Origin of the sequence: Nocardioides flavescens (assembly GCF_009823805.1) — a bacterium.
GTDB classification, from domain to species: domain Bacteria; phylum Actinomycetota; class Actinomycetes; order Propionibacteriales; family Nocardioidaceae; genus Nocardioides; species Nocardioides flavescens.
On sequence record NZ_WUEK01000008.1, the window covers coordinates 11,610 to 34,964 of the forward strand.

Annotated in this window: 22 protein-coding genes; 11 read left to right on the forward strand and 11 right to left on the reverse strand. The window is 73.2% G+C overall.

What is annotated here, in order from left to right; translation table 11 throughout:
• The first annotated feature begins 252 nt into the window (after positions 1–252).
• The 8 genes from GRQ65_RS13485 to GRQ65_RS24060 are packed head-to-tail and all read left to right on the forward strand — an operon-like array spanning position 253 to position 7,656.
• Positions 253–1,500: a Rieske 2Fe-2S domain-containing protein gene (locus GRQ65_RS13485; protein WP_160878506.1), complete on the forward strand. Its 1,248-nt coding sequence runs from the start codon at positions 253–255 to the stop codon at positions 1,498–1,500.
• A 23-nt stretch (positions 1,501–1,523) separates the two neighbouring features.
• Positions 1,524–2,495: a DODA-type extradiol aromatic ring-opening family dioxygenase gene (locus GRQ65_RS13490; protein WP_160878507.1), complete on the forward strand. Its 972-nt coding sequence runs from the start codon at positions 1,524–1,526 to the stop codon at positions 2,493–2,495.
• A complete protein-coding gene (locus GRQ65_RS13495) occupies positions 2,492–3,397 on the forward strand; it encodes an alpha/beta fold hydrolase (protein ID WP_160878508.1) in 906 nt (301 codons plus the stop codon). The genes GRQ65_RS13490 and GRQ65_RS13495 overlap by 4 nt, the downstream gene beginning before the upstream one ends.
• 39 nt (positions 3,398–3,436) lie before the next feature.
• The gene (locus tag GRQ65_RS13500) at positions 3,437–3,649 is read left to right on the forward strand and encodes a hypothetical protein (protein WP_160878509.1); all 213 of its coding nucleotides are present in this window, start codon (positions 3,437–3,439) and stop codon (positions 3,647–3,649) included.
• On the forward strand, positions 3,646–4,530 hold the full coding sequence (locus tag GRQ65_RS13505) for an alpha/beta fold hydrolase (RefSeq protein WP_160878510.1): 885 nt from the start codon (positions 3,646–3,648) through the stop codon (positions 4,528–4,530). The genes GRQ65_RS13500 and GRQ65_RS13505 overlap by 4 nt, the downstream gene beginning before the upstream one ends.
• Entirely contained in the window at positions 4,527–5,528 is a 1,002-nt protein-coding gene (locus GRQ65_RS13510) for an alcohol dehydrogenase catalytic domain-containing protein (protein WP_202388088.1), read from the forward strand. The genes GRQ65_RS13505 and GRQ65_RS13510 overlap by 4 nt, the downstream gene beginning before the upstream one ends.
• Positions 5,525–6,823 (forward strand): peptidase dimerization domain-containing protein, encoded by a 1,299-nt coding sequence (locus GRQ65_RS24055; protein WP_160878511.1) that lies wholly within the window; start codon positions 5,525–5,527, stop codon positions 6,821–6,823. The genes GRQ65_RS13510 and GRQ65_RS24055 overlap by 4 nt, the downstream gene beginning before the upstream one ends.
• A 41-nt stretch (positions 6,824–6,864) precedes the next feature.
• The gene (locus GRQ65_RS24060; RefSeq protein WP_160878512.1) at positions 6,865–7,656 is read left to right on the forward strand and encodes an IclR family transcriptional regulator domain-containing protein; all 792 of its coding nucleotides are present in this window, start codon (positions 6,865–6,867) and stop codon (positions 7,654–7,656) included.
• Between the two features lie 44 nt (positions 7,657–7,700).
• Here the strand turns inward: GRQ65_RS24060 and GRQ65_RS13525 are convergent, their stop codons facing one another.
• The 6 genes from GRQ65_RS13525 to GRQ65_RS13550 all read right to left on the reverse strand — a co-directional run bounded on the left by GRQ65_RS13525 (position 7,701) and on the right by GRQ65_RS13550 (position 15,168).
• A complete protein-coding gene (locus GRQ65_RS13525) occupies positions 7,701–8,492 on the reverse strand; it encodes an enoyl-CoA hydratase-related protein (protein ID WP_202388089.1) in 792 nt (263 codons plus the stop codon).
• Complete coding sequence (locus GRQ65_RS13530) at positions 8,489–10,744, reverse strand: CoA transferase (protein ID WP_160878513.1); 2,256 nt, start codon at positions 10,742–10,744, stop codon at positions 8,489–8,491. Before GRQ65_RS13530 ends, GRQ65_RS13525 begins: the two co-directional genes overlap by 4 nt.
• Complete coding sequence (locus tag GRQ65_RS13535; RefSeq protein ID WP_160878514.1) at positions 10,741–12,294, reverse strand: AMP-binding protein; 1,554 nt, start codon at positions 12,292–12,294, stop codon at positions 10,741–10,743. The genes GRQ65_RS13530 and GRQ65_RS13535 overlap by 4 nt, the downstream gene beginning before the upstream one ends.
• Positions 12,291–13,316 carry a 4-hydroxy-2-oxovalerate aldolase gene (gene dmpG, locus GRQ65_RS13540; protein ID WP_160878515.1) on the reverse strand — a complete coding sequence of 342 codons (1,026 nt, stop codon included), beginning with the start codon at positions 13,314–13,316 and terminating at the stop codon, positions 12,291–12,293. Before dmpG ends, GRQ65_RS13535 begins: the two co-directional genes overlap by 4 nt.
• Positions 13,313–14,260, reverse strand: coding sequence for an acetaldehyde dehydrogenase (acetylating) (locus GRQ65_RS13545; protein ID WP_160878516.1), 948 nt, complete (start codon positions 14,258–14,260; stop codon positions 13,313–13,315). Before GRQ65_RS13545 ends, dmpG begins: the two co-directional genes overlap by 4 nt.
• 92 nt (positions 14,261–14,352) lie before the next feature.
• Entirely contained in the window at positions 14,353–15,168 is an 816-nt protein-coding gene (locus GRQ65_RS13550) for an IclR family transcriptional regulator domain-containing protein (protein WP_160878517.1), read from the reverse strand.
• 155 nt (positions 15,169–15,323) lie between these two features.
• On the opposite strand from GRQ65_RS13550, the gene GRQ65_RS13555 reads away from it, so the two are divergent.
• Genes GRQ65_RS13555 through GRQ65_RS13565 form a run of 3 tightly spaced genes read left to right on the forward strand, consistent with a single transcriptional unit; the run spans position 15,324 to position 18,019 of the window.
• Positions 15,324–16,190 (forward strand): ABC transporter ATP-binding protein, encoded by an 867-nt coding sequence (locus GRQ65_RS13555; RefSeq protein WP_202388090.1) that lies wholly within the window; start codon positions 15,324–15,326, stop codon positions 16,188–16,190.
• Positions 16,187–17,026 (forward strand): ABC transporter permease, encoded by an 840-nt coding sequence (locus GRQ65_RS13560; RefSeq protein WP_160878518.1) that lies wholly within the window; start codon positions 16,187–16,189, stop codon positions 17,024–17,026. The genes GRQ65_RS13555 and GRQ65_RS13560 overlap by 4 nt, the downstream gene beginning before the upstream one ends.
• Positions 17,027–17,041: 15 nt before the next feature.
• Entirely contained in the window at positions 17,042–18,019 is a 978-nt protein-coding gene (locus GRQ65_RS13565; RefSeq protein WP_160878519.1) for an ABC transporter substrate-binding protein, read from the forward strand.
• A gap of 247 nt (positions 18,020–18,266) precedes the next feature.
• On the opposite strand, the gene GRQ65_RS24065 is transcribed toward GRQ65_RS13565, so the two are convergent.
• From GRQ65_RS24065 to GRQ65_RS13590, 5 genes are all read right to left on the reverse strand, one after another.
• Positions 18,267–19,322, reverse strand: coding sequence for an asparaginase domain-containing protein (locus tag GRQ65_RS24065; RefSeq protein ID WP_160878520.1), 1,056 nt, complete (start codon positions 19,320–19,322; stop codon positions 18,267–18,269).
• Positions 19,319–20,173 (reverse strand): alpha/beta fold hydrolase, encoded by an 855-nt coding sequence (locus GRQ65_RS13575; protein ID WP_160878521.1) that lies wholly within the window; start codon positions 20,171–20,173, stop codon positions 19,319–19,321. Before GRQ65_RS13575 ends, GRQ65_RS24065 begins: the two co-directional genes overlap by 4 nt.
• Positions 20,170–21,231, reverse strand: coding sequence for an LLM class flavin-dependent oxidoreductase (locus tag GRQ65_RS13580; RefSeq protein WP_202388091.1), 1,062 nt, complete (start codon positions 21,229–21,231; stop codon positions 20,170–20,172). The genes GRQ65_RS13575 and GRQ65_RS13580 overlap by 4 nt, the downstream gene beginning before the upstream one ends.
• Positions 21,228–22,463 (reverse strand): MFS transporter, encoded by a 1,236-nt coding sequence (locus GRQ65_RS13585; protein WP_160878523.1) that lies wholly within the window; start codon positions 22,461–22,463, stop codon positions 21,228–21,230. Before GRQ65_RS13585 ends, GRQ65_RS13580 begins: the two co-directional genes overlap by 4 nt.
• 86 nt (positions 22,464–22,549) lie before the next feature.
• The gene (locus tag GRQ65_RS13590; RefSeq protein WP_160878524.1) at positions 22,550–23,200 is read right to left on the reverse strand and encodes a hypothetical protein; all 651 of its coding nucleotides are present in this window, start codon (positions 23,198–23,200) and stop codon (positions 22,550–22,552) included.
• Positions 23,201–23,355 lie beyond the last annotated feature (155 nt).

The window sequence follows — 23,355 nt, forward strand, 5'->3', positions numbered from 1 at the left end:
CGGGTGAGGTGGCTGGATCGTCGCGAACCTAGGACGACACGTCCCGCCTGCGCCGCTGCCCTGATTCGCTCACCGGAACCGGAGGCGGGATTTCGCCAGGCGAACCAGCGCGGTTGTCCGGCCCCGACGGCGGTGCTGTGCTGCTCCCGGGACGGTCCCCGGCCGCCGAGTGCCGGCCGCCGGGTGCGACCCGCACCGACCAGGACAGCACCGATCCGACGCGCACCACCGCGCACGAGACGTGGAGCAGACATGACGCAGACCGCTGGTGCCCAGCCGGCCACCGCCGACCGCCCGGCACCTGGGGCCCGGGCGCAGAAGGCGCCCAAGCCGCAGCCCAGGCTGCCCGGCCGCCAGGACTGGTCGAGCTGGCCGCACTACCAGGCGGCCGACGCGGGCTTCCGCGGCTACTGGTACCCCGTCGTGTTCGCCGACCAGGTCGGCGAGCGCCCGGTGCGCGTCAAGTTGCTCGGCGAGGACATCTTCGTCATCCGCGACGGCGACAGGATCCGGGGGATGGACAACCGCTGCCCGCACCGCGGCGTGCCGCTGAGCTACGGCAACAAGCAGTTCCCGGGCACCATCTCCTGCGTCTACCACGGCTGGACGTTCGACCTCGAGTCCGGCGAGCTGAAGGCCGCCATCACCGACGGGCCCCAGTCGCCGATCTGCGGCAAGGTGACCCAGCCCGTCTACCACGTCGAGGAGCGCCTCGGCATGGTGTGGATCTTCGTCGGCGACGGCGAGGAGCCGCACCCGATCGACGAGCAGCTCCCCGAGGAGCTCGTCGACAACGCGGCCGTGCTCGGTGCGCGGATCCAGCCCCGCGAGGGCAACTGGCGCTTCGCCTGCGAGAACGGCTACGACGAGGGCCACGCGAAGTACCTCCACCGCACCGCCCTGTGGCGGCTCTTCAAGGCGATGCCGGTGTGGAACACCACCAAGATCGTCAAGCGCGGTCGCTGGATCTACCGCGTGCAGGAGGAGCAGTTCTGGGACGCCGACTTCCCGGGACTTGGTCGGTGGACCGGTCAGGCCTGGTACAAGATGAAGCCCCCGAAGCAGACCACCAACATCGGCAACACCGGCTCGCACCGCGAGACCAACCCGGTGATCGCGGCCCAGGAGTTCCCCGGCTTCGCGAGCGTCAGCATGCCCGGCGTCCTGCGCATCGCCTACCCGACGTTCATCCACTACGAGTTCTACGTCCCGACCGACGCCGACAACCACCTCTACGTCGGCGTGATGGCCAACTTCGAGAAGGGCCTGAGGACGTTGCCGTTCTACGGCAAGTACCTCGGCGCCATCCGCTGGCTCTTCCACGGCCAGTTCTCCGGCCAGGACAAGTGGATGGTCGAGGTGACCGACGCGCCGCCGGAGAAGCTCTACCGGCCCGACGACGCGCTGCTGCAGTGGCGCAAGCTCGCCGAGGACACGACCGAGGACCGCATCGACGAGCTCGCCGAGAAGGGCATCACCGTGCCCGAGCCGTCGGCCTGACCACCCACCTGAGGAGTCCGGACATGGCACAGATCGTCCTCGGGGTGGGGGCCTCCCACTCCACGCTGATGAACACCCACTGGGACAAGGTGGTGCACACCGAGCGCGCCGAGGCGTTCCGCGACGGGCTGAAGGCGGCCCGTGACCGCATCGAGCAGGCGCGGCCCGACGTCGTCGTGCTCGTGGGGTCCAACCACTTCCGCGGCTTCTGGCTAGACCTCATCCCGCCGTTCACGATGGGCGTCGGCGAGGTCGTGGCCGCCGGTGACGGTGGTACGCCGAAGGGGCCGCAGCGCACCGACCCCGAGTTCGCCCGGGCGCTCGCGACCGAGCTGGTCAACGCCGGCACCGAGGTCGCGATCTCGGCGCGCCAGACGATCGACCACGGCCAGGCGCACGCGATCCAGTGGCTGCTCGACGGCATCGACGTCCCCGTCGTCCCGCTCGTGGTCAACGTCTTCGCCCCACCGCTGCCGACGATGCCGCGCGTCGTCGAGCTCGGCGCCAACATCGCCGCGGCCGTCGAGCGGATCGGCGGTGACCGCCGGGTCGTCGTCGTCGCCTCGGGTGGGCTGTCCCACCAGCTCCCGTGGCCGAGCGACTGGACCGACCCGGGCAACGAGGACGAGGAGTTCCTCGTCGAGGCCTGGCTCAACGGGCGCGGGGAGTGGGAGAAGTACGACACCCGCCGCCGCGAGATCATCGTCGCCGCCCAGCCCACCATCTTCGAGGAGTTCGACGAGCGCTTCCTCGCCGACCTCGAGAAGGGCGAGATGCGCCGCTACGCCGAGCTGACCACCGAGCAGATCCTCGAGGTCGCCGGCAACGGCGGGCAGGAGCTGCGCACCTGGATGACCATGATCTCCGCCCTCGGCTTCGCCCCCGGCAAGGCGCTCGCCTACGCCGCCATGCCCGAGTGGCTGACGGGGATGGGCGTCGCCGTCATCGAACCCAGCAGTGCGCCCACCACCGGATCGGCAGGAGCCGTCGCATGAGCACTGGCCTGAACACCGCGACCAGCGAGCACCTGACCTCCCCGGCCGCCGGCCCCGTCCCCGAGAGCCGGTTCGTCGAGGCCGACGGGGTCGACTACCACTACCACGACCTCGGCTCCGGGCCGGACACGATCTTCCTCCACGGCGGCGGCCCCGGCTGCACGGCGTGGAGCGACTTCGGCCCCGTGGCGCCGTACTTCGAGCGCGACCGGCGCTGCCTGCTCGTCGACATCCTGCAGTACGGAAAGTCGGAGAAGTGCCGCATCAGCGGACCTATGTGGGACTTCCACGCCGCCAAGACGGTCGCGCTCATGGACGAGCTCGGGGTCGAGCAGGCCGACTTCGTCTGCAACTCCTGGGGCGGGACGATCGCCCTCAACACCGCGGCGCTCCACCCCGAGCGGGTGCGCTCCCTGGTCATCACCGGGTCGATGCCGGTCTTCTACGGCCCGCTCGCTCCTCTGCCCGAGCGCGGCCACCGCGGACGCACCGCCCGCGACGCCTACTACGGCGGCGAGGGCCCGACGAAGGAGAAGATGCGCGCGCTGATCACCCGTCTCGAGTGGTACGACGCCGAGCGGCTGCCCGAGGAGACCCTCGACATGCGATACGCGCAGAGCCTCGACCCCGAGGAGCGCGAGCTGGCCGCCATGTCGGACTCGCCGCGCGGCGACTGGCAGGACCTCACCGAGCAGCTCGGCCGGGTCCAGGCGCCCACGTTGTTCATGTGGGGCCGTGAGGACGCCTTCCTCACCCCCGACTACCCGATGATGCTGGCCCGCATGGTGCCGCGCGGCAACCTCCACGTGATGGACCACGTGTCGCACCACCTGCAGGAGGAGCGCCCCGGGGCCTACCACGCCGTCGTCGACGGCTTCCTCGCCGCTGCCGCCCACCGCTGACGCGCCGCCCTCGCGACGTACTCACGACCAAGGACCCAGATGAAGACCTTCCTCAGCATCGGTGCGGCCGGCCTCGGTGTGTGCGCGCTGGCGGCGGCGAGCCGCCGGCTCGCGACCCACCAGGCCGTGCTGCCGGAGATCAGCACCCACGTGAACACCCGCGTGATCCGGATCAACCAGAACCGTCCCGTGCCGACCGCCCCGGCCGGCACCGACGACGCCCGACTCGAGAAGCGAGACGCCCTGCCATGAGCGACCACCCGATCCGCCCGAGCAGCACGATCTGGACCGAGCTGGCCGACCAGCCGTTCTCCCTCTCCTGGGTCGACGCCGGTGGTGTGCCGACCCGCTCCCTGCAGGCGGGCAACGGACCCGAGACCATCGTCTTCCTGCACGGCACGAGCGGTCACCTCGAGGCGTTCATCCGCAACATCCGCCCACACGCCGAGAAGTACACGGTCCACGCGATCGACATGCTGGGTCACGGCTACACCGGCAAGCCCGACTTCCCCTACGAGATCCCGAAGTACCGCGACCACCTGGTCGCCTACCTCGACGCCGTGGGCGTCGAGAAGGCCCACATCGGTGGCGAGTCACTGGGCGGCTGGGTCGGCGGCCGGCTGGCCATCGACGACCCCGACCGGGTCGCGAGCCTGCAGCTGCTCTGCGCGGGCGGGACGGTCGCCAACCCCGAGGTGATGGAGCGCATCCGCACCAGCACCCGGCGCGCGGTCGAGACCGACGACATCGAGCTCACCCGCAAGCGGATGCGGCTGCTGATGGCCGACCCGGTCAACGCCACCGAGGAGCTCGTGGCGGTGCGCCACGAGATCTACCACCGTCCCGACTTCGTGGCCGGCATCGGCAACCTGCTCTCGCTGCAGGACATGGAGACCCGGCTGCGCAACATCCTCAACCCCGAGGACCTCGCGCAGATCACCGTGCCGACGCTGATCGTCTGGGGGCGCAACAACCCCTTCGGCGACGTGCCCGAGGCCAGCGCCATGCACGACCACATCCCGGGCTCGGAGCTGGTGCTGCTCGACGACTGCGGCCACTGGCCTCAGCACGAGCAGGCCGAGAAGTACAACCAGATCAGCCTGGACTTCCTCGCCAAGCACCCCGTCCGGTGAGCACCGCGATGCCGACCACGACGGCGACCATGCGCGCGGCCCGTGTCCACGCCTGGGGCCAGCCACCGGTCGTCGAGGAGGTCGAGCGGCCCGCCCCGGGTGACGGCGAGACCCTCGTGCGTGTCGAGGCGGCCGCCGTGGCCCACCTCGACGTGACGGTCGCCGGCGGCACCTTCGGCATCAAGCCGGAGCTGCCCTACACCGGCGGTGTGGAGGGCTGCGGCACCGTCGTCGAGTCGGACTCGCTCCAGCCCGGCACGCGCGTGGTCCTGCGTGGCGGCGGACTCGGGATGCTGCGGGCCGGCACCTGGGCGGAGTACGTCGTCGTGAAGTCGAAGGTGCTCGTGCCCGTCGCCGACGGGCTCAGCCCCCAGCTCGGCGCGACCTTCTGGGTGCCGACGACCACCGCCCACACGGCCCTGCACGCCGTGGGCCGGCTTGGCAGCTGGATCGAAGGTGTCGACGCTGCCGACGAGCACGTGCTCGTCGCAGGTGCCGCCGGCGCGGTCGGGTCGGTCGTCGTCCAGCTGGCGCTGCGTGCGGGTGCCACGGTCACCGCGCTGGTGCTGGACGCCGAGCAGGCCGCTGCCCTGCCCGAGGGTGTCGACGCGCTGGTCACCTCCGACGCCGAGGCCCTGGCGGCGTTCGGGAAGGAACGGCCGGGCACGCTGCTGGTCGACACCGTCGGCGGCGCCGAGCTCCCCGCGCGGCTCAAGCTCGTGCGAGCGGGCGGTCGCGCGTCGCTGATCGGCTACGTCGGCGGCACCGACGTGTCCCTCGAGCTGTCGAACTGGCTCCTCGACGACGTGGCCATGCTGCCCGTCAACATGATCCGCCGCGACGCTGAGGGCCGTGCCCTGGCGCCGCAGCTCGCCGAGCTGCTGGTCGCCGGTGAGCTCTCGCTGCACGTCGAAGAGTTCGCGCTCGAGGACGCCGGTCGCGCGGTCGAGCTGCTGTCGCAGGGCAGGCTGCGCGGACGCGGCGTCGTCCTGCCGTGAGCAGGGTCGACCCGCGGCTCGAGCCGGTCCTGCGCCACCTCACCCGTGAGCGGCTGCTGGAGCTCGTGACCGGCGTGGTCGACGTGCCCAGCCCGACGGGGGGAGAGGGCCCGTTGGCCGCGTGGATCGCCGAGCGGCTGTCAGCGCATGGCGTCCCGGCCCAGGTGCAGGACCTCGACGAGCGGCAGGCCAACGCCGTCGGCGTGCTGGGCGGCGGTGCCGGCCCGTCACTGTTGCTCTACGCGCCGATCGACACCTTCACCACCGGTGACCCCGCGCTCGACGTGCCCTGGGCGATGCCCACGGCTCGCCTCGACGCGCTGCCGCGGGCGAGGGTCCACGGCGACCTGGTCCAGGGCCTCGCGGCGGGCAACCCGAAGGGTCACGCGGCGGTCGTCATGGCGGTCCTCGAGGCCTTCGCGGCCGCGGGCGTCACACCGCCCGGCGACCTCGTGGGCGGGTTCGGCGCCGGCGGCATGCCGTCGTTCGAGGTCGAGGGTGCAGGCTCGCCCGGTCGGCGCAACACCGGACACGGGGTCGGTGTGGCGTTCCTGCTCGAGCGGGGCTTCACCACCGACCACGCCGTCATCACCAAGCCGGGGTGGACCGTCTCCCACGAGGAGGTCGGCCTCGTGTGGATCGACGTGACCGTGCCCGGCCACCACACCTATGTCGGCAGCCGGCACCGGATGCCCTACCGCAACCCCGTCGCGCTGGCCGGAGAGCTCGCCGTGCGTCTGGAGGCGTGGTTCGGGGAGTACGCCGCCCGCCACGAGCACGGCACGATGCGCCCCCAGGGCATCGTCGCCGGGATCCACGGCGGCTCCGACCGGCTCGCGGCCGCGACCCCCGCGAGCGTGCGCCTGCGGCTCGACGTACGCCTCACGACCGAGCAGACCGGCCCGGAGGTCGTCCGTGAGGTGCGCGCGGAGGTCGACCGCAGCGCCGCCGAGCTGGGTGCGCAGGACGTGACCGTCACCCAGGTCGCCTACGTCCCGGCGAGCCGCACCGACCCCGGCGCTGCCGTGGTCCGCGCGACGACTGAGGCCTTCGAGGCGGTCAGTGGCGGGTCGCACGTGGCCATCGGTCAGAACAGCGGAGCCACCGACGCCAACGTCCTGCGGATGCGCGGCGTCCCGACCGCCCGGGTGGGCATGCCCAAGGTCGCGCGGGGCCCGCACGGCGAGGACGTCGACTTCACGCTCGGGATGAACCTGGTCCACCTGGGGGAGATGCGCAGGCTGGGCGAGATACTGGTGCGCACCGTGCTCGACCTGCCCCGCCACGCGGGGTGAGGGGGCACGACCCGACCCCCCCACGCGAGGAGCGCGAGCCCGTGCCAGCAGACCCCCGGGACCGTGCGGCCAGCTCCTACGGTGCGGGCCAAGGTGACGGCGCCAACAGCGTCCTCGGCAAGGCGCGGCTCATCCTCGAGTGCTTCGCCCTCGACGACGTCAACCTCTCGTTGACCGAGATCTCGCGCCGCACCGGGATCTCCAAGCCGTCGGTGCACCGGCTCAACCAAGAGCTGGTCGAGTGGGGCATGCTCGAGCGGTCGGGCCAGGAGTACCGCCTCGGGCTGCGCGCCTTCGAGCTCGGCAGCCGCGTGCCCCGGTTCCGGGTCCTGCGCGACGCCGTGCGCCCCTACATGGAGTCGCTGTGCCGCGCCACCAAGGAGACCGTGCACCTCGCCGTCCTCGACGGACTGGACATCGTCTACCTCGAGAAGGTCGTCGGCACCCCGCAGGCCACGAAGCCCTCCCGCATCGCCGGGCGGATGCCGGCGCACGCCGCCGCCACCGGGAAGGTGCTCCTGGCGCACGCCACCCCCGCGGTCGTGGAGTCCGTGGTCGCCGCCGGGCTGGAGCGTGTCACGCCGATGACGGTGTCGGTCCCGCAGCTGCTGCGCGACCAGCTCGTGCGGGTCCGCGCGGACGGCTTCGCCACGGAGTTCGAGGAGGTCACGGTCGGCTACTGCTCGGTGGCGGTTCCGATCGTGGGACCCACCGGACTCGTCCTCGCAGCGCTGTCGATCACCGCGCCGACGTTCCGCGCCGACGCGCGACAGTTCGCCGCGGCGCTCACCGCCGTCAGCCGCAAGGTCGCGCTCGACCGCTCCGTCAACTGAGCAGACCGCCCGTCGCTACAGTCCGCGACGTTCGGTACGCCGCCTCAGCGGCCGGTGAACTCCGGGCGCCGCTTGTCGAGGAAGGCCTGGATGCCCTCGGCCGCGTCGTCCAGCTCGAGGTTGGCGATCACGTAGCGCTCCTCGACGGCCATCGCCTCGTCGATCGGCAGCCCGGTGCCGGCGTCGATGACGCGCTTGACGAGCCCCAGCGTCGCGGTCGGCAGGGCGGCGAGGCGGGTGGCCTCGCGGGCCACGACCTCGTCGAAGTCGTCGCCGGCGACGAGGTCGACCAACCCCTCGGCGAGGGCCCGCTGGGCGTCGAGACGCGTGGCGTCGAAGATCAGCCGCTTGGCGCGGTGCGGTCCGATCAGCCGGGGCAGCCGCTGGGAGCCCCCGGCGCCGGGGAAGATGCCGAGGCCGGTCTCGGGGAAGCCGAACGTCGCGTCGGCGTGGAGGATGCGCAGGTCGCAGGCGAGAGCCAGCTCGGCGCCGCCGCCGAGGGCGTGGCCGTTGAGGGCCGCGACGACCGGCTTGGGGGCGAGCTCGAGCAGTCGCTGCACGTCGACCCACCGGCGCATCGCGCGGTAGGTCTCGGGATCGAGGCGGCGCATCACGGTGAGGTTCGCACCGCCGACGAAGATGCGGCCCTTGCCGCGCAGCACGACGCAGCGCACCTCCGGGTCGTCGAGCACCTCCGGCAGGCCGGCGACGAGCGACTCGATCAGCTCGGGGTCGACGACGTTGATCCGGCCGTGGTCCAGGACGACGGTCGCGACGGGGCCGTCCCTCTCGATGCGGAAACCGGTGTGAGAGCTGGTGCGGGATCGGTCGGTCACTGCAGGACGCCTTCCTCGTGCAGGGTGTTGAGCTCGGCCGGGTCGAGGCCGAGCAGCTCGGTCAGCAGCTCCTCGGTGTGCTGACCGAGCAGCGGAGCAGGGGTGCGCAGCGCCCCGGGGGTGGCCTCGAGGTGCTCGACGAGCCCCTCGTGCAGCACCGGGCCCGCGATCGGGTGGTCGAGCGGGGTGTAGAAGCCTCGGGCCGCGAGCTGCGGGTCGACCTCGACGAGGTCATGACCGTCGCGGACGGCGTACGCCGGCACGCCGAGGGCCTGCAGCCGCCCGGCGAGCTCGTCGGCGTCGGATGCAGCGGCGAGGTCGGCGAGCGAGCCGGCGCCGAGCGCGCGCACGGCCGCGTCGAGCTCGTCGGCAGGGCAGGCGCCGACGGCGAGCCAGCGGTCCTCGCCGGCGCAGCGCATCACGGTGCTGCGCGGCCGGACGGTCTGACCGAGCTCCGCCTCCAGGGCGGCCGGCCCTAGGGCGGCGGCCATGGCCTCGAGCTGCGACAGGTCGACGTGCCCACCCTCCCCGCGGTGCAGCCGCTCGAGGGCGGCCGCGACCGCGGCGTTCGCGGCGACCATGTCGCCCAACCCGAAGGTCAGCCCCTGGGGCGGACGCGTGGCGCTGCCGGTCTCGTAGGTCAGCCCCGACATCGCGGCGAGGGTGTCGGCGAAGGTCACCGCGGAGCGCCACGGACCGTCCTGGCCGACCCCGGCCATGGAGACGAGCACGACCTCGGGGTTGAGGTCGCGCAGCTGGTCGTAGGCGAGGTCCCACCTGGCGAGGACGCCGGGGCTGAAGTTCTCGACCACGACGTCGACGTGCGGCACGAGCGCCCGCAGCAGCTCCTGTCCACGGGAGGTGCGCAGGTTGAGCGCGAGGCTGCGCTTGCCGCGGTTGAAGTTGAGGAAGTAGCCGCTGTCGTCGTACGACGCACCGGGGCGCAGCCGCATGCCGGGGGCGAAGCGGGTGGGGTCCTTGCGCTGCGAGGACTCGACCTTGACGATCTCGGCGCCGTGGTCGGCGAAGGTCTTGGTGACGTAGGGCCCGGCGAGCACCCACGTCAGGTCGAGCACGCGCACGCCCTCGAGCGCTCCGCCGTGGCGAGGCGTGCCGGGGCGCGGCACGCGCGTGGTCACCGGCGCCCGTCCCTGAGCCCAGCCGGCCCCGGCGGGGAGGTCGGCGGGTGCCGCCAGCCGCACCGGCCGGGGGAGCGCGGGCGACTCGAACGGCAGGCCCACGTCGTGCAGCCGGCCCTCCGGTGCGTCGATCTCGACCATGAAGTCTCGGTGGGCCAGCTGGGGGTTCTCGACGAGCCGCGAGGGCGGAGCGACCTCGGCCCACGGCAGGGCGCGGGTGCGTCCCTGCTCGGCGATCTCCGCGACCGAGCGGCGCGCGGCGAAGCGGGCCACGACCTCGTCGACGTGGGGCCGTCCGGACCAGCGGTGCTCGCCGTCCTGCCACTGCGGCTCGGCGAGGTCCTCGGCCTCGCCGGTCTCGACCATCCAGGCGAGCAGGTCGTCCCACATGCGAGGGCTGCCGGAGTAGCCGCCGGCGACGTGGCCGTCGGCGGCCGGGAAGACCCGGTGGGCCACGTGGCCGTAGATGCCCGAGGTGCGCCCAGGCACGGAACGGCCGTGGATCCAGGCGATGGCTCCCGTCTCGAGCGTCGCGGCCACGGCCTCCTGGGCCGAGACCTCCACGAGCTGGCCCGAGCCGGTGCGGTCCCGGGCGAGGAGCGCGAGCCACGCGCCGATGGCCGCGTGGGCCCCGGCGAGCTGCTCGGCCTGCTGCCGCGGCGGCGGCTCGGGTGCCGCGCCGGGGTCGCCGCCGAGCCATGCCATCCCGCCGGCGGCGCTGAGCACCACGTCGTCGGCGAGCCAGTCGCGCCGGGGCCCGGTGCGCCCGAACGGTGTGACGAGGACGTGCACCACGTCGGCCCAGACGGACGGGTCGGCCTCGCGCAGCGCAGGCGTGCGCAGTCGGCTGGTCGGCCCCGACTCGAGCACCACGTCGGCGCCGGCCGCGAGCTCGGCGATCCGGGCGTCCAGGACCGCCTCGTCAGCGATGCGCTGCACCCGCTTGCCCGCGTGCCAGTGGAGCTCCTCGGCGCGGGAGCGCGCGGCGCCGGTCCCCGCGCGCTCGAGGCGTACGACGTCGGCACCGGTGCCGACGAAGAGTCGCGCCGCGTGCGCGCCGAGGTCGTCGGTCAGGTCGAGGACGCGCAGGGGCGCCGGGGAGGGCCTGGTCACGGGTTCTCCTGGAGAGTGGCGGACGGGGACCGCTCTGCGTCCCAGACGGTCGGCGGGAGGCCGCGGTCGCGCAGCCGGGCGTGCAGGACCTTGTGGTTGGCGTTGCGGGGCAGCGAGTCCTCGACGCTGACGTAGCGGGGGACCGCGTGGCGGGGCAGCACGCCGCGGCAGTGCCGCACGAGGGCGGCCGGGTCGAGGTCGGGACGGGTCGGCACGACCACGACGAGCACCTCGTCCTCGGTGAGCTCGGACGGCACGGCCACGGCCGCGACCTCGGCCACGCCGTCGTAGGCCGCGACGGCGTCCTCGACGCTCGCCGCGCTGATGTTGAGCCCGCGCCGACGGATCACGTCGGTCCCGCGCCCCTCGAACCACAGCCAGCCGTCCTCGAGCCGGGCGCGGTCGCCGGTGCGGAACCAGCCGCCGCGCCAGGCCTCGTCGGTCGCCGCGGGGTCGTCGAGGTAGCCGGCGAAGGTGAGGTGCTCCTCGCGCGGGCGCACGACCAGGGCGCCGACCGTGCCGTCGGGCACGGTGCGGTCGTGCTCGTCTCGCACCTGCGCGTCGTACTCCGGCACGACCCGGCCGGCCGCGCCGGGCCTGATCTGGTCTCCGGTGGTCGCGACGTCGCCGAGCTCGGTGCAGGCGTAGGCCTGGCGCAGCTCGACGCCGAACCGCTCGGCGACCTGCTCGACCAGCCACGCGGGCGCGGGCCCGCCGTACGCGCGCTCGACGAGGTGAGCGCGGTCCAGCGGACCCGGCGGACGGCGGAGCAGGATCGCGCAGACCGCTCCCATGAAGTTGAACGCCGTGACGCCCTCCGCGGTGACGTCGGCCCAGAACCGGCTCGCCGAGAAGCGCGGTGCGACCACCGACCGCGCTCCGCCCAGCACTGCGGGCAGGAACGCCGCGTGCCGGGCGTTGATGTGCTGCCAGGGGAAGACGCTTAGGACCACGTCGTGGTCGTCGTAGCCCATCGCCCGCTGCACGCGGCGGGCCTGGCCGAGGGCGGCCCCGTTGGGCAGCAGGGCGATCTTGGGGCGTCCGGTGGTGCCGGAGGTCGGCACGGCGAGCGCCGGTGTGCCCGGGTGCGGGTCGTGGCGCGGGAGCGGCTGCGGGTGCGCGGCGAGGTCGTCGAGGCTCAGGTGGCCCGCGACGGCCCTGGTCACCACGACGGGCGTCGACGCGAGGACGACGGGTTCGAGGTGCTCGGTCAGGTGCACGGGGTCGACCACCGCGAGACGGCTCCTGCTCACCCGAGCCAGTCGCCGCACGTCCCGCGGCCCGTGTTCGGACGGGCACGCCACCTCGACCGCGCCCAGCATCGACAGCGCCGTCGTGAGGGCGACCGTCTCCGGGCTCGGCTCGACCGCGGTGAGCACCGCGTCACCTGGGCCGACCTGAGCGGCCAGACCGGCGGCGAGCTCGCAGGCCCGCCCCCACAGGCGTCCCGCACTCCAGCTCGGTCCGCCGACCAGGCAGACCAGCTCGGCGTCGGGATCGAGCTCGGCCCGGTCGCGCACCGCCTCGGCGAACGACCGGGCGGCGCTCACGCGGACCGGCCCTGCTGCGCGGCGGCGAGGTCGAGCGCGATGTCGACGATCATGTCCTCCTGGCCACCGACGAGGCGGCGTTCGCCGCAGACCACGAGGATGTCGCGCACGTCGACGGCGTACTGCTCCGCGGCGCGCTCCGCGTGCCGCAGGAAGCTGGAGTAGACGCCGGCGTAGCCGAGCGTCAGGGTCTCGCGGTCGACGCGCACGGGTCGGTCTTGCAGCGGGCGCACGAGGTCGTCCGCGGCGTCCTGCAGCTCGAACAGGTCGCAGCGGTGCTCGAAGTCGACCAGGTCGGCGACCGCGATGAACGCCTCGAGTGGGCAGTTGCCTGCGCCCGCGCCGTGCCCGGCCAGCGAGGCGTCGACGCGGACGGCGCCCGCCTCGACGGCGACGACGGAGTTGGCGACCGAGAGCGAGAGGTTCTCGTGGGCGTGGATGCCGATCTCGGTGTCGGCGTCGAGGACGTCGCGGTACGCCGTGACGCGGTCGCGCACCTCGCCCATCGTGAGACGACCGCCCGAGTCGGTGACGTAGACGCAGTGCGCGCCGTAGCTCTCCATCAGCCGGGCCTGCTGGGCCAGCTGCTCCGGCGGTGCCATGTGCGACAGCATCAGGAAGCCCGACACGTCCATCCCGAGCTCCCGGGCGGCCGCGATGTGCTGGGCGGACACGTCGGCCTCGGTGCAGTGCGTCGCGACCCGGACCGAGCGGACGCCGAGGTCGTGGGCGTGGCGCAGCTCCTCGATGGTGCCGACGCCCGGGAGCAGCAGCGTCGTGAGCCGGGCCCGGGTGAGCACGTCGGCCGCCGCCTCGATCCACTCCCAGTCCGAGTGCGAGCCGGGTCCGTAGTTGAGCGAGGAGCCCGCGAGGCCGTCACCGTGTGCGACCTCGATGGCGTCGACGCCGGCGTCGTCGAGCGCCCGGACGATCCGACGCACGTCGCCGGTGCCGATCCGGTGCCGCACGGCGTGCATGCCGTCGCGCAGGGTGACGTCCTGGACGAAGACGGGGGTGCTCATGCGGGGACCTCCTGCTGCGCAGCCATGCGCTCGGCGACCTGCAGCGCGGCCGAGGTCATGATGTCGAGGTTGCCGGCGTACGCCGGGAGGTAGTGGGCGGCGCCCTCGACCTCGAGGAAGACCGACACCTGGTGGGTCGGGACCGGCGCGGCCGCGTCCACGAGCGTGCGCAGCGGCTGGTCGGCCGGCAGCTCGGTGATCTGCACCTGCTGCTTGAGCCGGTAGCCGGGCACGTAGGCCGCGACATCGGCGACCATCTTCTCGATCGAGGCGACGACCCGCTCGCGCTCGTCCGGCTCCGGCGCGGCGACGAGGGCCAGGACCGTGTCGCGCATGATGAGCGGCGGCTCGGCGGGGTTGAGGATGATGATCGCCTTGCCCCGGGTCGCGCCGCCCACGCTCTCGATGGCGGCCGAGGTGGTCTCGGTGAACTCGTCGATGTTGGCCCGCGTGCCCGGCCCGGCGGAGCGGCTCGAGATCGAGGCGACGATCTCGGCGTACGGCACCGGCACGACCCGCGAGATCGCGGCGACGACCGGGATCGTGGCCTGACCGCCGCAGGTGACCATGTTGACGTTCTCGGCGTCGAGGTGGTCCTCGAGGTTGACCGCCGGGACGACATAGGGCCCGATCGCGGCGGGGGTGAGGTCCACCAGCCGCACGCCGTACGGCGCGAGCAGCTCGGCGTTGGCGACGTGCGCCCGCGCCGAGGTGGCGTCGAAGACGATCCCGATCTCGTCGAAGCCCGGCAGCTCGAGCAGCCCGGCGGCCCCCTCGTGCGTCGTGGGGACGCCCATGCGGGCGGCCCGGGCGAGCCCGTCGGAGTCCGGGTCGATGCCGACCATGGCTCCCATCTCGAGGTGCTCGGACGTGCGGATGACCTTGATCATGAGGTCGGTCCCGATGTTGCCGGACCCGATGATGGCGACCTTGGTGCGCGACATTGCGACTCCTTTCCTGTTGTCACGATGGACGAGCGCCGACGCCGGGGGGTACAGCGCCGTTCCGCTCACCGATATCTCGGCTCGGACCGCCGTCAGACTGCGCAGCGCTCCGCGGCCCGGACGTCCTCGGCGGCTCCGGGGTCGGCGGCCGGCTCCTCGGCGAGCCGCTGCCCCAGCCGCGAGGCGGCCATCCGGACGGTCCCGGCCAGGGCCGGGAGGTTGAAGTGGTGGACCTGCACCGACAGCGAGATCGCCGCCACCGCCTCACCCGCGACCAGCACCGGGCTCGCGATGCAGGCCTGGCCGGCCGCGATCTCGCCCCGCTCGAAGGCGAGTCCCGCCTGACGGATCTCGGCGAGCTCGAGGGCGAGCCGCTCGGCGTCGAGGAGACGCCCGTCGAGGAGGCGTCGGGTGGGCCGCGCGAGCGCCTGCTGCTGCACCCGGACCGGCGCGTGGGCGAGCAGGCTGCGCCCGATCCCGGTGCAGAGCAGCGGGAGCCGACCGCCGAGCCGGGACGGGAGCCCGAGATCGGAGTGACCGTGGATCTTGTCGACGTAGACCGCATCGAGCCCGTCGCGCACCGCGAGGTGCACGGTCTGCCGGGTCGCGAGCAGCAGGTCCTGCAAGAAGGGTTGCGCGGTGACGCGCAGGTGGTCGATCGCGGGGACCAGGCTGCTGAGCTCGAAGAGCGTCATCCCGGGGGAGTAGGCCCCCTCGCCGTCGTCGGCGAGCAACCCCTGGTCGAGGAGCTCGCACACCAACCGGTGCACGGTCGACTTGGGCATGCCGGTGCGCTGCACCAGGGCCATCAGACGCAGACCGCGATCACCTGGTCGGAAGGCCTGCAGGATGCGCAGCGACTTCTCCAGCATGTTCGAGCTGTCGCGCTCGGGGGCGTTCCGTGACACGGGACTGGTCCTTCCGCTCGGGCTCGACGTCGGGCTACAACGATCCGCACCTAGGTGTGATCTGACCTACCGGACCGGTCCGCCCAGCGAACCCGACGAGCGACGGAGCTCGTCCACGCCCGCCGGGAGCGCGCTCCCGCGACCCCTGGAGCCCCATGACCATCCAGAGCGAGGTGCCGATGACGGCAACCACAGCGGTCCCTCCGGCCCGCCCCGCACCGGCACTGCACCTCGACGGTGTCGGCATCACCTTCGGCGACTTCACCGCTGTCGAGGGGGTCGACCTCGACGTCCGCAACGGCGAGTTCGTCTGCCTCCTCGGCCCTTCTGGCTGCGGCAAGTCCACGCTGCTGTCCGTCATGGCCGGCTTCGTGCCGCCCAGCGACGGTGTCATCGAGATGGAGGGCCACGCCATCAAGGGGCCCTGTCCCGAGCTGGGGGTCGTCTTCCAGAGCTCGGACGCGCTCTTCGACTGGCTGACCGTCTCCGACAACATCGCCTTCGGTCCCCGGATGCGCGGCGTGGACAAGGCCCGCCGCGCCGAGATCGTCGAGGAGCACCTGCGGCTGGTGGGGCTGGCCCAGCACGCCGACAAGCGGCCCCCGCAGCTCTCGGGTGGCATGCGCCAGCGCGTGCAGATCGCCCGGGTGCTGGCCAACGAGCCCGAGATCGTGCTGATGGACGAGCCGTTCGGCGCCCTCGACGCCCAGACCCGCACCGTGATGCAGGTCGAGCTCGACCGGATCTGGCGCCAGCGCCAGAGCACGGTCGTCTTCGTCACCCACGACATCGACGAGGCCATCGTGCTCGCCGACCGTGTCGTCGTCATGACCGCCGGTCCCAGCGCCGGCATCAAGTCGACCTACCAGGTCGACCTGCCGCGGCCCCGCGACGTCGACTCCCCGGCGTTCGTCGAGCTGCGCCACGCCATTCGCGAGGACATCACGGCCGAGGTCGCCAAGTCCCTCGGCCTGCCGACCGCGGGCACGACCGGCACGCCCGAGCAGGAGGTCCGCGCATGACCATCCCCGTCACGACGGCACCGGCCGCCTCGCGCGCCACCGCACGCACACCTCGCCCCAGCCGAGGGGCCGCCCGGGGCCGGACCATCGCCCAGCGGGTCGGCTACCCCGTGGCCTCGCTCGTGGTCGGGATCCTGGCCTGGCAGGGCCTCGCGTCGTACTTCGGTCCGGCGCTCGTCAGCTCGCCGGCGACCACGTGGAGCGCCGCGGTCGAGCTGACCCGCGACGGCACCCTCATCGAGTCCTGCCTGGTCTCGCTGCGCCGCATCGGGCTCGGCTGGGCGGCGGGCATCCTCGTCGGCGCGCCTCTGGGCATCCTCATGGGCCGCGTCAAGCTGGTGCGCACCCTGCTCGACCCCTACATCGAGTTCTTCCGCTTCATCCCCCCGATCGCCTTCGTCACCGTCGCGATCGCGTGGTTCGGGATCGGCGAGACCTCGAAGATCGTGCTGATCTTCTACACCTCGGTCTTCATCGTCACGATCAACACGATCGCCGGCGTCCTGGGCATCGAGGAGTCCAAGCTGCGCGCGGCGGCCAGCCTGGGGGCGTCGCGCCGCCAGACCTTCGTGTCGGTCGTGCTCCCCGCGACGGTGCCGACCATCGTCACGGGCGCCCGGCTGGCGCTCGGCAACAGCTTCCTCACGATCGTGTCCGCCGAGATCGTGGCGGCCCAGAGCGGGCTCGGCTCGCTCATCTGGACCTCGCGCAACTTCGGCCGCATCGACTGGATCTTCGTCGGGATCATCGCGCTCGGCGTCCTCGGCTTCCTCTGCGACCGGGCCATCCGGTTCGTCGCCAGCACCGCCCTGCGCCACTACGGCGTCCGGGTCTGAGAGACAGGAATGAACATGTCTGCACGCAAGGCCCTGGCGTACGCCGCCGCGGCGGTGGTCGTCTCGGGCGGTCTGGCCGCCTGCGGCGGGGACGAGGGCGGCAGCGGAGGCGGCGGTCTGCGGCCCGTTGTCACGATCGCCACCGGCGTCGACCCGTCGTACTCCCCGATCTACGTCGCCAAGGAGAAGGGCTTCTTCGAGGACCACGGCGTCGACGTCGAGTACGTCACCACCGAGGGCGGTCCGGCCCCGACCCAGGCCCTCATCGCCGGCCAGGCCCAGATGGCCACCCAGTCCGACGCCACCACGCTGACGCTGATGGGGGCCAACCCGGGGCTGCGCGCTCTGGCGTCGTTCGAGGAGTCGTCCACCTACATCAAGGTCGTGCTGGGCAAGGGGATCACCGACCCCAGCCAGATCACCAAGATGGCCGCGGTCCCGGGCGTCGCGACGCTGGCCACGGTCCGCTACCTCGAGAGCGTCGGGGTCGACCCCGACGACGTCGAGCTGGTCTCGGCCACCCCGCCCGACGTACCGACCCTGATGCAGCGCGGCGACGTCGACGGCACCGTCATCTACGAGCCCTGGGCCAGCCGCGCCGCGGAGGAGTCCGGGGGCGAGATCGTGGGCAGCATCGGCGACTTCGACTTCAGCTACTCGCAGTGGATGGTCACGGACGAGACGTGGCTCGCGGACAACGAGGAGGCCGCCGCCGGCGTCCTGGCGGCGATCGCCGAGGCCGACGAGTTCATCGTCGACGACCCGGAGGAGGCCGCGGAGATCACCGAGGACGCCATCAAGGTGCCCGCCGACCAGACGACCACGATCTTCCAGGACCTGGAGTTCACGGTTCGCGGGATCACCGACGCCGACGTCACCCAGGCGAAGGACAGCGCCCAGTTCTTCGTCGACTCGGGTGCCGTCGAGTCCCTCCCCGACTTCGACACCCAGCTGCTCCTCGGCTGGTACGAGGAGCACGAGAAGGACAACTGACCTCCTCCTCCCTCACAGCGCCCGTCCCCTCCCGGGGGCGGGCGCTGCTGCGTTCCGCCCCGCGGTGGTCGGGTCTTCCGGGCCGTCGCCTGACCGCCCGTTGTGGCCGGAGGGCTCCGCGTCGCTGGTCGAGCAACGAGCGCACGGTCCTGGCCGACCACTGCTCGACCAGCGCCGAGGTGCGTCGACTCTCGGACCAGGAGGTTGCACAGTTTCTCGAGACCACGCCTGCGGTGGGACTCCCGGCTCAGCCCCCGAGGTCGCCCTCGAGCAGCGGAGGTGTGTCCAACAGCTCCTGGAGCGCGGCTGCGTCGAGCCCGGCGGCCAGACCGACGCAGAGCGCGAGGCGCGCCTTCTGCGGGGTGAGGCGGCCGCCGAGCAGGAGCCGCTCGTCGAGCGAGGTGCGTGCGGGCAGGGCCACGGCGCCGAACGGCGTCCGCGACGCCTGGCACACCACGACCCCCGCGTCGAGGGCGGCGACGACGGCTCGTCGTTCGTCCGGGGCGCCGAAGCCTGCACCCATCCCGGCGCAGACGATGCCGCGCGCACCGGCGGCCACGGCGGCGTCGACGACCAGTCCGTCGGCACCGAGGTGGGAGTAGGCGATGTCGACGCGCGGCAGCGCCTCGAGCAGGCGCGCTCCCGCGAGCGGGGAGGTCGTGGTGCCCGAGCGCAGCGCGACCTGGTCGCCGGGCCAGACGGTCCCGACGGGTGCGGCCGACGCGCGGAACGCGTCGCGGCGCGAGGTGTGGGTCTTGAACGACGACACCGGGTGCAGCACGGCACCGTCGGTCGACACCAGCACCGGCGTACGCCGGGCCGCGGCACCGCTCGCGGGGCCCGGGGTCGGCCGCACACGGGCGGCGGCGATGGCGCCGACGAGGTTGCTGAGGGCGTCGCTGCCGACCGCGGTGGGAGGCCACATCGCGGCCGTCACGACGATGGGCTCAGGCCCGTCGTGGAGCAGCCACAGCAGGTAGGCCAGCTCTTCCATGCCATTGGAGCCACAGGTGACGACGAAGCCGACCGGTGGGCTGTCCGAGGCCGAGGCCGAGGCTCGCAGCTCGTGGATCCGGCCGAGCAGGCGCACGACGGACTCGGGGGTGATGTCGTGGCTCGGCGAGAGCGGCAGCTCCTCCGAGGTCACCTCGCCGACCAGCTCGGAGACAGGGGTGATCAGTTCGGCGGGACGCAGCGTGCCCCCGCCGAGGTGGTAGCGGTCGATGTCGAGCGGGTCCTGGCCGAGCGACTGGATGGTCCCGCCGAGCGCGAGCCAGTGGATGCGTCCCGCGGTGGCGATCACGGCCGTCCCGGGCGCGCCTGCGCGAGGGAGTCCAGGAAGTCGAGGACGGCCCGGGCGAACTCCGCCGGCTGGTCGTCGACCGACGGCACGCCGGTGCCGGCGAGCACTCGCTGCTCGGCGTGCGGCAGCGCCGACAGCAGCCGCGGCACGTCGGGCAGCGAAAAGCCGTCGAGGGCTCCGCAGACGACGAGCGTCGGGCAGCCGATCGCGCCGATCCGGTCCTCCATGCGGAAGGCGTTGACGGCGTGGTGGCCCTCGTCGACCCGGTCGATGACCCGCAGCGCGTCGGCGAGCACCCGCTCGAGCACCTCGGTCCTCCCGGCCGGGTAGAACCGCTCGCGGCCCACCCAGAGCTGGAGCAGGTGGTCGCCGTCGGCGGTGCGCTCGACGTGGTCGACGTGGGCCCCGGACGCCGCGACCCGCTCCCGCCGCGCCTCGTCGACGTACGGCGTCCCGGAGAGCACGAGCCCCCGCAGCCGCTCGATCCGACGGGCGGCGACCTCGACGGCGACGACGCCGCCGGTGTGGTGGCCGACGAGGACGACGTCGTCGAGGCCGAGGGCGTCCAGGACGTCCTCCACGCCGTCGGCGAACTGCTCGATGCTCATCGGCTCGCTCGGCCTCGCGGAGGCACCGAAGCCCACGGTGTCCATGGCGACGGTGCGGGTGCGGGCGCCGAGCAGCGGCAGCACGTCGCGGAACTCGTCCCACGAGCGCGGGGTCTGGTGCAGCAGCAGCACGGCGGGATCGCCGGGGGCGGCGGCGCCGGTCTCCACGACGTGGAGCTGACCGAAGCGCGAGTCGACGTAGTCCTTGACGAGGTGGTCGGCGGCATTGGGGGAGGTAGTCACAGCACGGGCTCCTTCGTGAGCAGGGGGGCCACCGAGGTGGCGACGTCGTCGGCGAGTCGGCGGGGGAGGTCGTAGGAGCCGACGTGCTGCAGGTAGACGGTCGACGCTCCTCGGGCGGCGGCGCGGGCGATGCCCGCGGCGACCTCGGCGGCACTGCCGAACAGGCAGAACTCCCGGGCGTAGCGCAGCGCGTCGGCATCGCTGATCCACTCCGAGCACCTCTCGACCGCGGCGGGCCAGTCCTCGGCGTGCACCAGGTCGGGGTAGATCTCGGGCACGTGCGCAGGCACCTGGGCGCGGATGCCCACCGTCTCGAGCGCCGCGCGGCCGCCGTGCTGGGCCATCGCGGCCAGCACGGGCTTGAGCGTCCGGGCGTCGCGCTCGACGTCGTCGGTCACCGCGGCGAAGGCGCTGACGACGACGTCGCTGGAGCCGTACGGGCGGCCGGCGCGCTCCTCGCCCTCGCGCACCAGGGCGACGGACCGCTCGAGCAGCGCGTCCGAGATCCCGCTTAGCACGATCGTGCCGTCGGCGATCTCCCCGGCGAGCTGGAGGTTCCTGGGGCCGCTCGCGGCGAGATAGACGGGAATCCCGGGATGGGGGTCGCGCTGACGGGCGACCCGGTCGCCGAAGGCGACGTCCTCGCCGGCGAGCAGCCCGCGCACCTGGGCGATCCCGGAGCGCAGCTCCGCCTGCCGGCTCGGGGCCAGCCCGACCGGCTCCACCGAGCTGTTGCCGACGCCGACGCCGAGGTGGATGCGGCCGGGCGCGGTCTCGCCGAGGGTGCGCACCAGCCCGGCGACCACGCTCGGGTGACGCGTGACGAGGTTGCTGACCGCCGTACCGAGGACCAGGCGCTCGGTGGCCTGCGCCGCCGTGTGCAGGGTGAGGAACGGGTCTCGCCACAGCAGCTGCGAGTCGGGCACGTAGACCCGGTCGAAGCCGAGGTCCTCCACCTCGCGGACGAAGGCGGCGATGTCGCCGACGGGCGCACAGGGCGGCACCCGCAGCGCGAGCTGCGGCCTGGGTGGAGGGGCGCTGACGGGCTCGGGCCTCACGTGGGTTCCTCTCCGAGACGGTGGTGCACGACGACGGGCCGCGTCCACCGGTGGCGCGCAGCGAGAGCGCACGCGCTGGCGACGCACGCCGACACGGCGGCCAGTCCCCAGGCGAGCTGGGTGCCCGATCCGTGGACGACCCCGGCGAACGCCAGCGGACCGATCGACCCGCCCAGGAAGATGCCGCCCTGGGTCACCCCGGTCGACGCGGCGGCTGTGTGCGGCACCGCGCGGGTGACGCTGAGGTTGAACAGCCCGCTCCATCCCCACCCGCAGCCGTAGGCGAGCAGCGAGCCCGCCACGAAGGCCGCGGCAGAGCCGGTCGAGATGAGCCCGAAGCCGAGCGCGCCCGCACTCGCGAGCAGCACCACGCCGGCGACGTTGCCGGCGCCGCTCATCGACGCGCCGGTCGACGCGGCGACGACCCGGACCAGGATCGAGGTGAGGCTGCCCGCGACCTGCACCCCTGCGACCAGCGAGGGCGAGAGACCGTAGAGCAGCCCCGTCACCACCAGGAACGACGGCAGGCAGGTCGAGGCGAGCGAGACGAAGAACCCCGTGGCCGCCATCAGCGCGACGAAACCGCGCGCGCGGTCCTGCTCGATGCCCCCTCGGCGCGTCGGCGGCTCGACCTGTGCCGCCACCGGCGGTGCCTCCGGATCCTTGACCCATCTCAGCGGCAGTTGCGCGGCCAGGGTCAGGGCGGCGACCAGCACGACGGCGAGTCGCCACGACTGGTCCTGGAACGCCGCCAGCACCACGCCGGCGAGCAGCGTGGTGGCGGGGATCGACGACTGCACCAGCCCGAACGCCGTCGCCCGGGTGCGCGGCAGCTCGATGCCGGTGATGACGTGGGTCGCCGCCGGCTGCGCGGCGGCGTTGGCGATCCCGAGCAGGGCCAGCGCGGCGACGACGGCCCATCCCGCCGGCGCGGCGGCCACGGCCAGCAGCCCGACCGTGCACGCCAGGGTCGCGATCCGCAGCGGCCGCGCGGCGCCGTACGTCGCGACGAGCCGGCCGGCCCACGGCGAGCCGAGCGCGGAGACGAAGAAGTACGCCGCGACTCCGCCGCCGAGCTGCACCGTCGAGAAGCCGATGTCGCGGTCGATCTGCACCGCCAGCACCGCCACGAGGAACGGCGGCACCGCGGCCGACACCATCGCCGCGATCGCCCCGCTGAGCCGCTGCCGGACCCGTGCCGGGGTCGACGGGGAGAGGGGGGTGACGGGCACCCTGCGTTCCTAGCCCGCCCGAGCTCCCTCCGTCCGCAGCTGTCCCGTGCGGCGGAACCCGTCCGGTGAGACCTGTGTCTGCCGGGTCAGGGGGTCGCGCTGCCGCCCGCCCCGCTCGCCACGGTCTCGAGGACGAGCGTGCGGTAGGCCATCCGAGCGTTGCCTCCGGGGTCGAGGCTGCCGCACAGGTGGAACGACTGGGTGCCGGCGGTCACCGGGACGACCGTGTCGGCGACCAGCTGGCCGAGCCCGTTGCTGATCTGGAGGTACGGCCTGCCGTAGGCGGTGTCGTTGGCGAGCAGGTCGCAGGGCGTGGCGGCCGGGACGACGAAGATGGCGATGTTGCCGCTGCCGGAGAAGTTCGCGGTCGCCGTCACCCGCACGAACGACACGCCTGCCGGCACGGTGACGGACACCGGGGCGAGGATCTCGGTCTTGCCGCTCGGCATCGCCGAGTCGAAACGGACGACGCCGCTCGCGACCCGGTCGAGGTACGCCGCCGGCCCGGCGCCGGCGAGCGTGTCGGCCGAGGCGGCACGGGCGACCGAGAGGGTGCCGGCCCGCTGGTCGACGACCTTGCTGGCGACCTTCGTCGCGACCTTCGTGGCGATCTTCTTGACCTTGGCCTGGGTCAGGCGCGCCGCGGGGGCCGCGGTGGCGGTGGCGCCCACCGCGACGAGCAGGGCAGCGATCAGCAGGGCGACGACCCAGCGGATGGACGGACGGTGAGCGAGCACGGGGCCTCCTGGGTGCGACGGGGTGGGGGCCTGATCATCCCGCGCGCCGCGGGCGTTGCCCAGGCTCCTGCGACGCCCGATGGAGACGCAGAGGTGCCCCCTGGCGCGGACGCCAGGGAGCACCTCGGGTGCTGCAGGTGGTGCAGGGACGGGAG

Bases quoted from the DNA above. Each gene is read 5' to 3' on its own strand.
- GRQ65_RS13495 (WP_160878508.1), top strand. From the start codon at position 2,492: ATGAGCACTGGCCTGAACACCGCGACCAGCGAGCACCTGACCTCCCCG.
- GRQ65_RS13545 (WP_160878516.1), bottom strand. From the start codon at position 14,260: ATGTCGCGCACCAAGGTCGCCATCATCGGGTCCGGCAACATCGGGACC.
- GRQ65_RS13565 (WP_160878519.1), top strand. From the start codon at position 17,042: ATGTCTGCACGCAAGGCCCTGGCGTACGCCGCCGCGGCGGTGGTCGTC.
- GRQ65_RS13560 (WP_160878518.1), top strand. From the start codon at position 16,187: ATGACCATCCCCGTCACGACGGCACCGGCCGCCTCGCGCGCCACCGCA.
- GRQ65_RS13500 (WP_160878509.1), top strand. From the start codon at position 3,437: ATGAAGACCTTCCTCAGCATCGGTGCGGCCGGCCTCGGTGTGTGCGCG.
- GRQ65_RS13490 (WP_160878507.1), top strand. From the start codon at position 1,524: ATGGCACAGATCGTCCTCGGGGTGGGGGCCTCCCACTCCACGCTGATG.
- GRQ65_RS13485 (WP_160878506.1), top strand. From the start codon at position 253: ATGACGCAGACCGCTGGTGCCCAGCCGGCCACCGCCGACCGCCCGGCA.
- GRQ65_RS13505 (WP_160878510.1), top strand. From the start codon at position 3,646: ATGAGCGACCACCCGATCCGCCCGAGCAGCACGATCTGGACCGAGCTG.
- GRQ65_RS13555 (WP_202388090.1), top strand. From the start codon at position 15,324: ATGACCATCCAGAGCGAGGTGCCGATGACGGCAACCACAGCGGTCCCT.
- dmpG (WP_160878515.1), bottom strand. From the start codon at position 13,316: ATGAGCACCCCCGTCTTCGTCCAGGACGTCACCCTGCGCGACGGCATG.